A 14,633-nucleotide genomic window follows, 5' to 3' on the forward strand; every position below is an offset into this window, starting at 1 on the left:
ATTTTATGATTTTGGTTTGGTGAATTTTAGCGTCATGCGATTGCTCTCGCCAATCGCCATGTATTTTTCTCTGTCTTGATCATCTAGCGCCAAACGTGGAGGTAGCGTCCACACACCTTTCGGGTGGTCTGCTGTATCCAGTGGGTTTGCGTTAACATCGCTGCTTGCTTCAAGCACAAAGCCTGCTTTTTCGGCCGCAGCCACAACGTAAGAGCGCTTCATGTAGCCACTTTTCTTCATTGCTTCATCATCTGCGCTTTCAGGAAGCTCATGTTCCACTACGCCCAGTACGCCACCTGGCTTAAGCGCTTTGAAAAATGCGCCAAATGCATTGTCGATACCCTCGTCACCGTGACGCATATACCAGTTGTGTACGTTGCGAAACGTCAGCACCATATCGGCACTACCTGCGTCGCTAATATCTAACGCTTTGATTGGATCGAATGCAGTAAGCTCAGCACCTTCGTACTTCATGCCCGGCTTCATTTTCTCTTTAAAGCCTTCTACCGACTTTTTGTAGTAGCCACTGGTTTCATCATCCACGTAAAAGTGAGCAGCTATATACTTACCGTTATCTTTTACAACAGAATAAAGGATGTCGGCGTACCAACCACCACCTGGAGAGATTTCTACCACAGTCATGTCTGGGGTAAGGCCAAAAAAGCGCAGTGTTTGCTGAGGATTACGGTACTCATCGCGTACTTTTGCACTAGCAGCGCGGATATCGCTCATTGCGGCATCAGAAATCGCATCGGCACTGGCATAAGTAGCACTTACACCTAGGGTTGCGGCTAACACATATTGGGCTAACTTTTTCATTCTTATTTCCTTTTTCTGTCGAGGGTAGGCGAATAACATAACACTATTACTACAAATTACCACGGGTCAGATCAAGCCTATCAGCTAACCCCTATTTGCACTTACGCCTTAGCAGAATAATTCGCAACTCTGTCGCTTCGATGAGATTTCACTACAACCAAGCAAATGACCTCGAGTCTGCGTATTTCAAAGGGTTAAGGAAAAATAACAAACACACAGTAAAGCCACTAAATGCCACTTTACTGCGTGTTTAACTTAGGTGTTGGTGTCCCTCACTAAGCCTGCACTAAAAGGTATTGCGTAAGTATTTTTAGTGACGGAAGTGGCGCATACCCGTAAACACCATGGCAATGCCGTGCTCGTCAGCGGCATCAATGACTTCTTGGTCGCGCATAGAGCCGCCTGGCTGAATGACTGCTTTAATACCTGCTTCAGCCGCAGCGTCGATACCGTCGCGGAATGGGAAGAATGCATCAGACGCCATTACAGAGCCTGCTACTTCAAGGTTCTCATCAGCTGCTTTAATACCCGCAATTTTTGCAGAATAAACACGGCTCATTTGACCTGCGCCCACGCCTACCGTCATACCGTCTTTGCAGTAAACAATCGCGTTAGACTTCACGTATTTTGCTACCTTCCAGCAGAACATAAGGTCGCGTAGTTCATCTTCGCTTGGCTTACGCTTAGTCACAACTTCTAGGTCTTCCATTTCAACCATGCCGAAGTCGCGCTCTTGTACTAATAAACCGCCGTTTACGCGCTTAAAGTCATAACCTTCAGTTAGCTGACCAGCCCAATCGCCACACGCTAGAAGACGTACGTTTTTCTTCGCACTTACTACTTCTTTCGCTTCATCGCTTACTGTCGGCGCAATAATTACTTCCACAAATTGACGGTCAACAATCGCTTGCGCTGTTTTCGCATCAAGCTCGCGGTTAAATGCGATAATGCCGCCAAATGCAGACGTAGGGTCAGTTTTAAACGCGCGGTCATAGGCACTTAAAATATCTTCGCCAATCGCTACACCACATGGGTTAGCGTGCTTAACGATTACACATGCTGGCTCTTCGAATTCTTTCACGCACTCAAGGGCTGCATCGGTATCAGCGATATTGTTAAACGAAAGTTCTTTACCTTGAAGCTGGGTAGCAGTGGCAACAGACGCTTCTTGAATGTTGTTTTCAACATAGAAAGCCGCTTCCTGGTGACTGTTTTCACCGTAGCGAAGGTCTTGCTTCTTGGTCAGCTGCATGTTGTAGGTACGTGGGAATTCACTATGCTGATGATCACAGTCTGCTTCACAACCTGTGCTATCTAAACGGGCACCAAAGTAGTTTGCAATCATGCCGTCGTATTCAGCTGTGTGTTCAAACGCCTTAATAGCAAGGTCAAAACGGGTGTTGTACGTTAATGAGCCGTTGTTGTCGTTCATTTCAGCAAGTACGCGAGAGTAGTCAGACGCATTAACCACAATAGTCACATCTTTATGGTTTTTTGCAGCAGCGCGCACCATAGTTGGGCCACCGATATCAATATTTTCAATTGCATCTTCTAGCGTACAGTCTTCGTTTGCCACGGTAGCAGCAAACGGATAAAGGTTAACCACCACAAGGTCGATAGGCGCAATGCTGTGTTCTTCCATCACTGCTTCATCGGTACCGCGACGACCAAGGATACCGCCATGAATTTTCGGGTGAAGGGTTTTAACGCGGCCAGCCATAATTTCTGGGTGACCTGTGTGATCAGACACTTCTTTAACAGGTAAGCCAGCGTCAGCGAGAAGTTTAGCAGTACCGCCCGTCGACAGAAGTTCTACGCCAGCGTTATGCAGCGCTGTCGCGAAATCGAGGATACCGGTTTTATCAGAGACACTAAGGAGAGCACGTTTAATTGGTTTTGGTGTTTGCATAAATTTTAAGTTTCTAATGTTGTAGTGTTGAAACAAAAAGAGCACCGATTGGTGCTCTTTGGTGGGCAAAGCCCTTGGAATCTTAGTTCATGCCGTATTGCTTAAGCTTCTTGCGAAGTGTGCCACGGTTGATGCCCATCATGATGGCAGCGCGGGTTTGATTGCCGCGTGTGTAAGTCATGACTTCTTCTAGCAGCGGCGCTTCAACTTCAGCCAGTACCATTTCGTACAGGTTATCGATGTTTGCGTTATCCAATTGCTTAAGGTACTTATTAACCGCTTGCTTTACAGAGTCACGCAGTGGCTTTTGAGCTTGCGTTTGTGAAGGCGTAGTTACTGTAGTAGTAAAAGGTGAAGTCACGTTTTGATCGAACATAATACTGTGTTGCTCTTAAGTTAGTCATCACTATGCTGCGGGAGAAATCTGTCGGGTTTCTCGTGTCTGCAGCGCTTGAAAATATGCATTTAGTGCATCGAGTTGCTCATTCGCATCATCGATAGCGTTAAACGTTTTACGAAACTGACGATCCGTATCGTGCTCCGCGAGATACCAGCCCACGTGCTTACGGGCAATTCTCACACCGGCTATGTCGCCATAAAAGTCCTGCACATTGGCTACGTGCTCATGCAAGAGTTCATATAACTCTGACAGCGGCGGTGCTGGTAGGTTCTCGCCCGTTTCAAGATAATGTTGGATTTGCTTAAATATCCAAGGTTTACCTTGCGCGCCGCGACCTATCATTACGCCATCTGCACCGGTGTAATTCAGCACCTCTTGTGCTTTCTCTGGAGAAGTAATATCACCATTTGCAATAACAGGAATTGAAATTGCCGCCTTTATTTGACGTATGGTGCTGTATTCAGCTTCTCCTTTATACATACAAGCTCGTGTTCTGCCGTGAACAGCAAGCGACTGTATGCCGTTTTGCTCTGCAATGCGGGCAATCTCTACCCCATTGCGATTTTCTGGGTTCCAGCCGGTACGAATTTTTAGTGTCACGGGTACATCAACAGCATTAACTACTGCTTTAATAATCGCTTCCACTGTGTCTGGGTATTTAAGCAATGCAGAACCTGCTAGCTTCTTATTGACCTTTTTAGCAGGACAACCCATGTTGATATCGATGATTTGCGCACCGTTCTCAACATTAAATTGTGCTGCTTGAGCCATAAGCTCAGGATCAGCCCCAGCTATCTGTACAGAGCGGATGCCTTCTTCACCCTCATGATTCATACGCGCTTGTGATTTAGCTGTGTTCCAAACTTTCGGATTACTCGAAAGCATTTCTGAAACAACAAGCCCTGCACCTAAGCGCTTACAAAGTTGGCGAAACGGTCTGTCTGTTACGCCAGCCATGGGGGCCAACATCAAATTGTTTTCTAACTCGTAAGGTCCAATTCGCATTGTAAAATGTATAGCTCGCCATCTAAAACTGCACAGAAAATATACACCCGGCTAAAACGGGGCGCTAAGTGTACGTGTTTTCGCAAGGCTTGAAAAGGCTAAAAATCGCACAAAATTTCACTCCGTGGTCTTGACAGTGAAAAAAATCTGTCACATTAGTAAGCTAACGTCGATTTTTAGTTCAAATATTGTACGAAAGTCTTACAGCCCCCGATTTGAAAGGGCTGTAATGTGAAAAAAATTAACAATTAATTAGGCGGCAACGTGCTTTGTCGTACAAATTTTCGTCGCAATTTTGAGGTGGTTGACCGAAAACACACTATTCTAACTGGGCGTAATTTTCACCGACTGGTCGGTTTATCGCTCAAACTTAGTGTTTTTTGCCCGACACTCTCGCCCATTCACCATCTATGGCACTGGGTTCAAGTGTAATATCTTGAGCGTACGCTTCTTCTATGCGCGTAACTTGCTCCGCCAATATGCCGGAAAGGACTAACAAACCGCCGGATTTGCAGTAGTTTGTAATAACGCTTTGAAGTTCTAGTAATGGACCTGACAAGATATTCGCCATCACCACATCGGCTTCTAGTTCAGGTTGGTCTTCAGGAAGGTATACATCCAGACGGTCTTCAACGCCGTTGCGGCGCGCATTTTCTTTCGTTGCCTGAAGGGCTTGTGGGTCAATATCAATACCAATAACGCGCTTAGCACCCAATTTCAACGCTGCCAGCGCTAATATTCCTGAGCCACAGCCAAAATCGACCACGGTTTTATCTGTCATATTTATGCCGTCTAACCAGCGTAGGCAAAGTGCGGTAGTAGGATGCGTACCTGTGCCAAAAGCAAGGCCTGGGTCCAACATAACATTAACGGCATCAGGGTCTGGAACGTCACGCCAGCTTGGGCAAATCCACAAGCGCTCGCCAAACTGCATAGGATGGAAGTTATCCATCCACTCTCGTTCCCAGTCTTTGTCTTCAAGTGGTTCTAGCTTGTACTTAAAGTCTGGACCTAAGACTTTGGCTTTACCCAAACGCTGAAGGATGCCTTTCATATCGGCATCTGCTTCGAACAGCCCGACTACTTGAGTGTCTGGCCACAATAACACTTCACCCGGCTTGGGCTCGTACATTGGGGTGTCTTTCGCGTCTACATAGGTAACCGCCTGCGAGCCATTTGCAGTTAGCATGTCTCCTATTGATTCTGCATATTCAGAAGAGGTATTAATTCGAAGTTGTAGCCAAGCCATAGTTGTCGTTCGTTGGGACCTTTGTTGGTCATTGTACCTTTGCTTGGCGTTAAACAAAATGCAGGCAGGCGAAAAGCTTTAAGTAAATCAGAACGCGATGCTTACAGAGGCATGATCAAATCTAACCACTTTGGTTCTCAACAGGCTCTCAAGTACCCAATAAAACTTGCCTGCTCAATTGATTACGTAAGCCTCGAGAAAAACTAACCTTTTGTCGACTGGTGAAATTCTAATATAAGTTTATATTATGAGAAGGGTATCGTTTAATTTATAGTTTGGTTCATCTGTTGTATGCGCGCACTTTTATCTGCTGTTTGTTTACTGTGTTTTATCATACCGCTTAGCGCGAAAGAGCTAGATGTGGTTGTGGGCTGGAACAAGCCTCCATACGTTATTTCACAAGAACACACCGGCTTTGAAGTTGACTTGGTGCGGGCGATCCTTGCTGAAATGGGATATGGATTGTCGCCTATTTATGTTCCTTTCGGGCGTACGGCAAGGCTATTAAAAGATGACGCCGTTGACATTGGACTTACCCTTAATCCTGCACACACAGTCGATCAAAGCATTTTATCTGAGCCATATATTATCTATCAGAACGTCGTGGTAACACGGGCAGACAGAGAACTGACGATAGACAGTATCGACGATTTGAAAGGTAAAAGCGTCATTGCTTTTCAAACCGCTCAATCGGTATTAGGTGAGGGCTTTGGGCGAACTCTCGCATCGCAAACTACCTATATAGAAATGGCACGACAAGATCGTCAAGTGGACATGCTGATGCGTGGTAGCATTGATGTAGCTATCCTAGATAGAAACATTTTTAATTATTTCAAATCTAAAAATGGCACTTACTCTCAAGATAAGACCGTCTTTCATGAGTTGTTTCCCATCTCAGCGTACAGTGCGGCGATCCCTGACCCAGAGCTACGAGCTAAATTTAACGCTACGCTTCGTCTTTTTATTGAAGACGGGCGGTATCAATTACTACTTGATGAGTACAAGCTCGACAATCTCCTTCACAAGCTTCCCAATGCAAATGTTGCTAACTAGATATTAACTTTATTGTCTAGACAGTGAACTATTTCTGATTCAACGTATAAGAAACTAACACTACATTGGTGCGAGTTTGTTCTGTAGCAAAGTTAATCTTCGCTAAAACAAGCACTAGAACTATGCGTTAAGGAAGAACCTATGCTCAAACGGTGGTATTTACTGGCTATTGTTGTGTTATGCACTGCATGCGCGTCACAAGCAAATCTTAATAATGACATCGAACAATGGCTGGATAAGCCTGCCCACATTCAAGCGCAAGCTATTGCAAGTGGTGATACTACCTCTGCTGAAATAGTCAGCGGTTATATTGCCCGCATTAAACAGCTAGATACAAAGGTTAATAGTATCTTAGCGCTTAACCCAAACGCGCTGACCGAAGCGAAAGTCATCGACAAAAAAATAGCGAGCGGTGAAACACTTGGCCCTCTGGCTGGCATCCCAGTTCTGTTAAAAGATAATATCGAAAGTACAGAAATGCCCACCACTGCAGGCTCAATGGCGCTGCTCAATAACGATACCGGTCGCAATGCGTTTATTGTGGAAAAACTGAAAGCAGCTGGGGCAATTATACTGGGTAAAACCAACTTGTCTGAGTGGGCTAACTTTCGTTCAGAGTCTTCGGTGAGTGGCTGGAGCGCTGTGGGTGGGCTTACTCGAAACCCACATATACTATCAAGAAGTGCGTGTGGCTCGTCATCAGGCTCAGGGGCGGCAATGTCGCTTCGTTTGGCGTCTCTTGCTGTGGGCACTGAAACCAATGGTTCTATTATATGTCCCGCGTCTATAAACGGTGTAGTAGGCTTTAAACCAACAGTGGGTTTACTTTCAAGAACTCACATAGTGCCTATATCTTTCAGTCAAGACACCGCGGGACCAATGACATCTAACGTTCAAGATGCCTGGCTGATGACGTCAATTATGGCAGGCACAGATGCAAGCGATAACGCTACGCTAGATGCAGACTCTCATCGTCCAGCTATGCCCGCATCGTTCATGCTTGCTACCGATTTAAAAGGTAAGCGAATTGGTGTGGTTAGGTACCGCCAAGGCGATAATCCTCATGTACTCGCCGTATATGAAAAGGCGTTGAATCAGCTAAAAGCATCGGGCGCTGCGTTGGTGGACATCAGTGACTTCTCTCAGCCAGATTCTTTTTGGGCCGACTCTTATAATGTTTTGCTTAGCGAGTTTCATCATAGCATCAACGAATACTTGTCGACGTCGCCAGCAGAGCTTCCTGTTAGGAACTTATCAGAGCTCATCGCGTTTAATAATAAAACAGAACGCGAGTTAGCGTTATTCGACCAAGATATATTCGAGAAGTCGCTCGCGTCGACAGCCATTAACAGTGAAAAGTATCAAAATGCGCTGCGCCTTATTCAAGACACTGCAGGCAAGAACGGTATCGATACATTATTAGCAAAACACAATGTTGATATATTGGTTGCGCCCTCGAACAGTCCATCATTTCTTATCGACGGAGTATACGGCGACCATTCGCCAGCCGGCTTTATTGGTATAGGGTATTTGGCTGCCATCGCTGGTTATCCGCACCTTACAGTACCTGCCGGACAAGTAAAAGATCTTCCTGTGGGAATTAGTTTTATTGGTGGTAAGTGGCAAGACGAAAGTGTTTTGAAAATAGGTCGAGTCTTTGAAGCAAAACACGGCTTCTTCATTAAGCCTGGCCTTCTGCCTACACGTTTTGACAACCCAGCGTTGAAAGGTATTGAAGATGGTCTTGGTGATGACCGCTAGTGGCAATTTTAAGCCCCAACTGAAACAAAAAAGCCCTTGATTGAACTCAAGGGCTTTAAATGTTGTTCACTTCTTTTCATGCGTAGACTGCAACTTAGATTACTTACATTGCTTACATCACTTTGCACTATGCAAAAGAAGATATACCTCTGCAGGGTTAGCCGGGCTTTTTCACCCAAGCGCTACACCAGCCATCAGCGTTAACAAGCTTATTAGGGAAAATGTTACAAGGGCGGTGTTGTTCGCCATCGGCGCCCTGCACGTACATGCAGTTTGCGCATTTTGCACCTTCAACAGTTGACGACGGTGTGTAGTTCAGTGCTTTTGCAGTAGGGTCATCAGCACTCAATTGTTCTTGAGCCTGAGCACGTAACGCTACACCACCTAATGTAAGACCGATAACCGTCGAGCCAGAAAGCTTTAAAAAGTCACGGCGATTTACAGATTTCATAACATTCTCCTTAAGAGATAGAAACGATAATGATTCTTTTTTATTCAGTACCTTAAACGCAAAAACCTGCCCAAAGAGGCAGGTTTTGTGTATTGTTTAAATACTATCTCTTTTTGAAAAAAGATCGAATGAAATGTCGTATTTTCACTTGATCCAGATTAAATAAAATTCAGAGTGATGCCTCCAGATTACAATCATCAGACCGTTTTTTCTGCTTCAAGTTCACTTTTTAGCTAGGGGAACTCCAGGTTTGGCGTAGGCAAATTGTGCAATACGCGCTGTGCTGTGATAGCTATCTAATCCAGAAATACAGGCGGTGTTTGCTTTTTCTATATCTGCATACCCGTCTTTGTCAATAATGTTCTCTGGCATATGAAGCTCTCGGATTTCTCCAATGACCATTTCGGTCTCGTTGAGCAATGTGAAGTGTTGCGCCACCTTCAAGCCCATCTTAATTTCACTTTCTTTAACAAACGGTGCACTAAAAGACTCGCTAAACTGCGGCGTTAAACCCACTGCTTCAAACTCGCTTTCATCAGGGGCGTAGCGAGCAGATGTTTGGTGTGCCTTGTCTACCCAATCAGTTGACACGTGATTGAGCGTGTAAAAGCCCTGCTGCTTTATATTGCTAAGGGTGTCTCTTACTACAGTGTGTGGGCGCATTATCATGCCTAAAAGTGGTGGATTAGCGCCCACATGAACAACCGAACTTACAATAGCTAAATTGTTGGTGTTACCGTTTGTAGTACCCACCAATGTGGCCGATTTGAACCCAGACAAACTGTTAATTAGGTTGGCACGGTAACGCTGAGTTAGTTCATCAATATCGCTGCGAGTAAATTGTTTAGTCATTCTCTCGTTCAGCCTCTATTTGAATGTCTTCACCGTGCTGGTAAGCGGTAAGCTCTATAGGCTGGCAACACACCTGGCAGTCGAGTACCTGTACTTGGCCAACATCGTTAATTTCATCTATCTCTACATCATTGGGGGCCATACAGTAGGGACATGAAAAGTCCATGGAACGGGTTAAGCTCATATTTAATCGCCTTATTAATCACTAAACAGTTTTATTACGTAATGTTAAGACGAGTGGATTTTCTTTGAAAAGAGCATAGTTGTTTGCGTGGTTGTAGCGCGCAGGCAGCGGCGGTGTCGTTCAATCACCGTTGAATATTAAATTTAAACCGTTGACTTCAATAGCGACCAGCTAGGCAAATAAAGGTGAAAATGTGGCAAATCAGGTGGGAAAATGCCCGTGTTGTAACAGAGAGACGCGCCTTACTTATCACCACCTTATTCCCAAAAAAATGCACCGACGCACCTATTTCAAAAAGCACTTTAGCAAAGCCGAACTGCAGGGCGGTATTTATATTTGCAGGCAATGCCATAGCGGAATACATCGCTTTTATGATGAGATGACATTGGCTAAGCACTACTCCAATTTGCAACTTTTATTAGATGACGAGCAGCTTTCAGCGTTCTTTCAGTGGGTGTCTAAACAGCGAGTACGTGTTTAAAAAGGCACATTTTGTACTTTTAGTAGCGGATGTGTAATTCAATCGCGATGGATTTAATTTGATTAATATGGCTGTATAAATATACACTGTTGGTGTTTTCATAGCCAAAGATACTTCATGCGAAAAGATTTACCGCCACGTTATTACCTCACACACTTTCACGAGTTCCTTAAATTCTTTGAAGGTGCGAACAGCACGCTTTTAAGTGATGAGGCAGCTGATTTTATTGAGCGCTTTAACGCATTGGACGATGACAAAAAATGTATTGTGGTGCGCGCTGCAAATCGCAAGTATGCGGTTATTGACAGAACCCAGTTTAACTACGACGAGATAGTCGAACCACAAGCTCAAATAGATTGGCTTATTGATAGCGGGTGGTTTGGCGACCTTTCGAACGCATCGCTTAATGATATCGCCGGCGTTCTAACCAAAGACGCGTTATTGGCGCTTCTCGCTGAATACGGCAGTACGCAGGGGCTAGCGTCTCTTACTAAGCCTAAACTCGTGACGTTGCTTAATGAACATATCGGTGCTAGAGGCTGGCCAGAGCGCTTCTCGCTTAATAACTACTTGGTGTGCCTATTCGACGATGCGCTTCGCTATTTGCTGTTCATCTATTTTGGTAACACCAAAAGCCGTTTAAATCAGTTTTCTATGCGCGATTTAGGCGTAATGAGAACCCGTTCTGATTCGGTAACAGATACCGCGCGTTTCGACACCAAAAGCGACGCAGAAGCCTCTTGGTTTTACGCAAATCATTACAGTCAGTTAGCTTTTTATAACAATGATATGTTACTTGCCTTAGCGGAAGATGATTTCCCAGCTACAGAAGGTGTGTCAGCCAGTTTCTATCGCGACCAGCTGCTTTACGCGCTTGGGCTTAAAGTGTTGGCGTGCGATAGGGCCAAAGGGTTAGACATTTTAAAACTAGCGCAAAGCGATAAAGCAAAAGAAAAGTGGCTAAGAGAGAGCTATAAAGATGGGAAGGAAGGTGACGTCAAACAAGCACTAGAAGATATTATCGATAACCCTCAATCGGACACGCTTTTAGCATTTGCAGAAGATTTTTATGCCCGTAAATACCATAAAAAACGCACCAGCACAGTTACCGACATGCTTCGCAATGCCAGCCGAACTTTGGATATTGATGTAAGCCAAAATCAGCAAGTGGAGCGTGGAGTGTTAGCGCACTATGCTCGACATGGAATAGAGGGCTGGCGTACAGAAAATCGATTATGGCGCAGCCTATTCGGCCTTACTTTTTGGAAGCAACTTTACGAAGAAGATACGTTGGTTACAGAGTTTGATCGCAGGCCACTATCGCTTAAGCAGAATAACTTTTACGCCAAGTTTGAGCACAGCATTGAAGCACTGTTACAGGCGCTCGATAGCAAAGAAAAGCTCCGTTTTCACATCCACAAGATGGCCACAATGCACTATGGCAAAGTGAACAGCCTATTTATGTGGTCAAGCCATTTGCTTACGCCTATAGAAGCGCTAATTGAGCATGGTTCGCTAGGCTCTATTTATGCTTTACTTCGCATGATGTGCAAAGACTTTGAGAGCCTTCGAGATGGCTTCCCAGATATTATGGTGTTTGACGGTGCGCTTCGCTTTGAAGAGATAAAAGCGCCTGGCGATCAGCTTCGCCGAAATCAGTTGGTTTCAATTCAGCGTTTGCAACAAGCCGGTTTTGATGTTGCTGTGACGACAGTGAACTGGGTGCGCGACCCAGCCCAACCCTATGTGGTAGTGGATATTGAGACTACCGGTGGAAACAATAGTTATAACCGCATTACCGAAATAGGCATGGTTAAACTAGTTGGCGGTGAAGAGGTAGACAGATTTCAAACCTTATTGAACCCGCAGCGTAGAATCCCTAGTAATATAACCCGCCTTACCGGTATCTCAGACGAGATGGTAGCAGACGCGCCGCTGTTTGCCGAAGTCGCTGAGCAGGTGGCACGATTTACCGAAGATACCGTATTTGTTGCGCATAACGTGAACTTTGACTATGGCTTCATTAAACAAGAGTTTGCGCGACTAGAGCAGAACTTCAGACGCCCTAAAATGTGCACCGTTCGCGAAATGCGACGCACCTATCCAGGGTTGCCTTCGTACTCTTTGGCTAATTTAACTAAACACTTCCGTATAGAAATGGAGCAGCATCACCGAGCGCTCAGCGATGCCAAGGCTGCCGCCGAACTGTTAAAGCTGGCGTTTGAGAAAGATGATGAACTTGCGGCGTTGTCGTCGAATTAATAAGGTTGTTATTGAAATTTTTAGCATGCGGACACTGAACAAAATGCGCGTAAATGCTGTATTGAGTTGAGTTATAACGTGCATATTGAGATGTAAGAAATGGCATTAACTGAAGAACAAGAATCACGAATTATTGAAATGGCGTGGGAAGATCGCACGCCGTTTGAAGCCATTGAGCGTTTGTACGGGCTTCCAGAGAAAGACGTAATAAAGCTCATGCGTAAAAATCTTAAACAAAAAACTTTTAAAAATTGGCGAGAACGGGTGTCAGGCAGAAAGACCAAACACGCCAGCTTGCGCCCTGAAGGTGTGGATAGAGGCTATTGTCCCTCGCAATACAAATACAAAAGTGCCAACAAGTAATGCTCAATAAGTATTTGTTTGACGTTACCGGATTGACAACGTGAACTAGCCTACATTACTTCTTTGGCGGAGTAATGGTGGTTATGGGTAAAAGAAACGCGGTTAACTGCTGACGTAACGGCGTTGGAAAGATAACCGTATTTTCTGATTGCAAAATACTTTTAGCGTGATGAACTTGGCGTAACAGATTGTGGTAGGTGTCATTGTTCTGCTGTATTGCCTCTACCTTACTCATCATTAATTCAATAAATTCGGCGGGGGATAGGTTGTCGTGTTGCCTTATCTCAAAAGCTAGCGCCTTAAGTACATAGGCTTCCCACTCTTTTCTGTAACTCTCCTGTAATCGCTCAGGATAAAGTGCAAGGTCTGCTATATCTTGCGCTAGGTCTACAATATCAAGGGGATCATCAAAAAGAACGCGAAATGCGAGAAGCACATCGTCAGAGAGGCGAGAAATGGGAAGTTTTTCTTTGAACTGAGCATAGCGGCTTGGCACAAGAACACCTTTTCTATCGGACAACACACATCGCCTTGCGCAGCGCGATTGAATTTAGCTGGCTAACAAGACACGTTAAATTGTAATAAAAGCGCGAGTACGAAGAAAGTTGTTCAGGTTAAAAATACGTAATCTAGAATAATTGAACGTATTTACAGACCAACCCGTAACCTATTATGCACTGTTAAAGTGTGTACGCGTTCTTGCTGTTTGGCCCATCATCTGATGGGCCTTTTTTATGTTGCTCAATGGCGCTCATTTTCTCGGTAGTAATAAAGAACGCACACTTTAACGAGTATCAGTCATTCAACTTTCAAAAGAAAGTTTTACACCGGCCAATAATCGACTGACGCTATCTACCACATCAGCTCTTATAAACCATTCAACATCATGCTTCTCAGATAGCACGCCACTAAATTCCAGAGAGCCGCCGTGACCTGTTCCTAGAAAGTCTTCAATTAATTCAGCGCGCTCACCAAAACTACTGTCTATATAGGAATAGTAAGCAAAATATTCGATAGGATATGATGTGTTAAAAGCGCTTGCAGCGAATTCACCGCTGGTGCCCACTACAACTTTCGCAGCACTTTCATCAGTACGCTGCACTAATTCAATGAACGCGGTATCTTGTTCATTAATACGTAATCGATATTCTGCCCGGGCAAACGTACCGTTCAACATTCTTTCAAAACTGGCTTCGTAGCTATGTCGTTGTCCCATCTTGGCCGAATATTCAATTTCGAAATACTCATCCTCTCCGCCAATATTAAAGGCTTCAGATGCTTCAGCATTTACAAGTTGACCAAAGACTATTTCAATGGCGGTGTCGTTTTGCAATTGCTTCACGTGACGTACCCCCGTTATCCAACCATCTTTCGACAAGCCGGTGGAAGAAACACGCCCTTTGTAAGTTGGAATAATGCCTAACTCTGTTTTCCCTGACTCAGATTCATGCCTTAAGTATAGTCGCCTTGCGTAGAGATAATCAGTGTTGTCGCTACCGAATGTATTGTGGCTTGATGAAAAGTCATCACCAGTTACCACAAAGCTGTTTACTGACCACGCTGAAGTGATGGCAAGAGAGGGATAGTAACGCAGTCGATATTGTTCGCGGCTTGGGCGGTTGGAACGATTATCGTAACGAACTTGAATATCTAGCTTCTGTGAGAAGGTGGGCGCTATTTGTTCTGCATGCGCGTTAGTTCCCGCAATGGCTATCAGCGGTAAAATAAACAAAAAAGGATTTCGCACCTGTTTAACCCTAAACAACATGATTAAGTAGTTTATACATTAAATCTTTTTATACCAATCCGCATAGATAATTGCCCACTCAGAAGGCGCTGGCAAG

At 44.7% G+C, this 14,633-nt stretch carries 15 protein-coding genes; 5 read left to right on the forward strand and 10 right to left on the reverse strand.

The features are described from left to right. Positions 1–3: 3 nt before the first annotated feature. The 5 genes from ACX5KA_RS19330 to prmA all read right to left on the reverse strand — a co-directional run bounded on the left by ACX5KA_RS19330 (position 4) and on the right by prmA (position 5,382). The gene (locus ACX5KA_RS19330; RefSeq protein WP_458731978.1) at positions 4–819 is read right to left on the reverse strand and encodes a class I SAM-dependent methyltransferase; all 816 of its coding nucleotides are present in this window, start codon (positions 817–819) and stop codon (positions 4–6) included. A 310-nt stretch (positions 820–1,129) separates the two neighbouring features. Next, a complete protein-coding gene (gene purH / locus ACX5KA_RS19335) occupies positions 1,130–2,728 on the reverse strand; it encodes a bifunctional phosphoribosylaminoimidazolecarboxamide formyltransferase/IMP cyclohydrolase (protein ID WP_458731979.1) in 1,599 nt (532 codons plus the stop codon). Positions 2,729–2,810: 82 nt separating this feature from the next. Next, positions 2,811–3,104 (reverse strand): DNA-binding transcriptional regulator Fis, encoded by a 294-nt coding sequence (gene fis / locus ACX5KA_RS19340; protein WP_012520109.1) that lies wholly within the window; start codon positions 3,102–3,104, stop codon positions 2,811–2,813. A 30-nt stretch (positions 3,105–3,134) separates the two neighbouring features. Beyond that, complete coding sequence (gene dusB / locus ACX5KA_RS19345; RefSeq protein WP_458731980.1) at positions 3,135–4,133, reverse strand: tRNA dihydrouridine synthase DusB; 999 nt, start codon at positions 4,131–4,133, stop codon at positions 3,135–3,137. 370 nt (positions 4,134–4,503) lie between these two features. Then, positions 4,504–5,382, reverse strand: coding sequence for a 50S ribosomal protein L11 methyltransferase (prmA, locus tag ACX5KA_RS19350; protein ID WP_239244088.1), 879 nt, complete (start codon positions 5,380–5,382; stop codon positions 4,504–4,506). A 291-nt stretch (positions 5,383–5,673) separates the two neighbouring features. Between prmA and ACX5KA_RS19355 the strand changes: the two genes are divergently transcribed. Together ACX5KA_RS19355 and ACX5KA_RS19360 are read left to right on the forward strand one after the other, a co-directional pair. Then, the gene (locus ACX5KA_RS19355) at positions 5,674–6,435 is read left to right on the forward strand and encodes a substrate-binding periplasmic protein (RefSeq protein ID WP_039221521.1); all 762 of its coding nucleotides are present in this window, start codon (positions 5,674–5,676) and stop codon (positions 6,433–6,435) included. 141 nt (positions 6,436–6,576) lie between these two features. Next, positions 6,577–8,196: an amidase gene (locus ACX5KA_RS19360; protein ID WP_458731981.1), complete on the forward strand. Its 1,620-nt coding sequence runs from the start codon at positions 6,577–6,579 to the stop codon at positions 8,194–8,196. Positions 8,197–8,353: 157 nt separating this feature from the next. Here the strand turns inward: ACX5KA_RS19360 and ACX5KA_RS19365 are convergent, their stop codons facing one another. The 3 genes from ACX5KA_RS19365 to ACX5KA_RS19375 form a co-directional block, all read right to left on the reverse strand. Beyond that, positions 8,354–8,647, reverse strand: coding sequence for a high-potential iron-sulfur protein (locus ACX5KA_RS19365; protein ID WP_014951285.1), 294 nt, complete (start codon positions 8,645–8,647; stop codon positions 8,354–8,356). Between the two features lie 222 nt (positions 8,648–8,869). After that, entirely contained in the window at positions 8,870–9,499 is a 630-nt protein-coding gene (locus tag ACX5KA_RS19370; protein WP_171338032.1) for a flavin reductase family protein, read from the reverse strand. Further along, on the reverse strand, positions 9,492–9,683 hold the full coding sequence (locus ACX5KA_RS19375; RefSeq protein WP_039221527.1) for a CPXCG motif-containing cysteine-rich protein: 192 nt from the start codon (positions 9,681–9,683) through the stop codon (positions 9,492–9,494). The genes ACX5KA_RS19370 and ACX5KA_RS19375 overlap by 8 nt, the downstream gene beginning before the upstream one ends. Positions 9,684–9,876: 193 nt before the next feature. On the opposite strand from ACX5KA_RS19375, the gene ACX5KA_RS19380 reads away from it, so the two are divergent. The 3 genes from ACX5KA_RS19380 to ACX5KA_RS19390 all read left to right on the forward strand — a co-directional run bounded on the left by ACX5KA_RS19380 (position 9,877) and on the right by ACX5KA_RS19390 (position 12,789). Then, entirely contained in the window at positions 9,877–10,164 is a 288-nt protein-coding gene (locus ACX5KA_RS19380; RefSeq protein WP_171338033.1) for a hypothetical protein, read from the forward strand. A gap of 117 nt (positions 10,165–10,281) precedes the next feature. Continuing rightward, positions 10,282–12,426 (forward strand): exonuclease domain-containing protein, encoded by a 2,145-nt coding sequence (locus tag ACX5KA_RS19385; RefSeq protein ID WP_039221529.1) that lies wholly within the window; start codon positions 10,282–10,284, stop codon positions 12,424–12,426. 99 nt (positions 12,427–12,525) lie between these two features. Further along, positions 12,526–12,789 (forward strand): TIGR03643 family protein, encoded by a 264-nt coding sequence (locus ACX5KA_RS19390; RefSeq protein WP_015000000.1) that lies wholly within the window; start codon positions 12,526–12,528, stop codon positions 12,787–12,789. A gap of 55 nt (positions 12,790–12,844) precedes the next feature. Here ACX5KA_RS19390 and ACX5KA_RS19395 read toward each other — a convergent pair whose 3' ends face one another. Beyond that, on the reverse strand, positions 12,845–13,309 hold the full coding sequence (locus tag ACX5KA_RS19395; protein ID WP_216600789.1) for a hypothetical protein: 465 nt from the start codon (positions 13,307–13,309) through the stop codon (positions 12,845–12,847). A 282-nt stretch (positions 13,310–13,591) separates the two neighbouring features. Next, complete coding sequence (locus ACX5KA_RS19400) at positions 13,592–14,536, reverse strand: hypothetical protein (RefSeq protein WP_171338034.1); 945 nt, start codon at positions 14,534–14,536, stop codon at positions 13,592–13,594. Positions 14,537–14,633: the final 97 nt, after the last annotated feature.

It is taken from the genome of Alteromonas alvinellae (assembly GCF_902705805.1).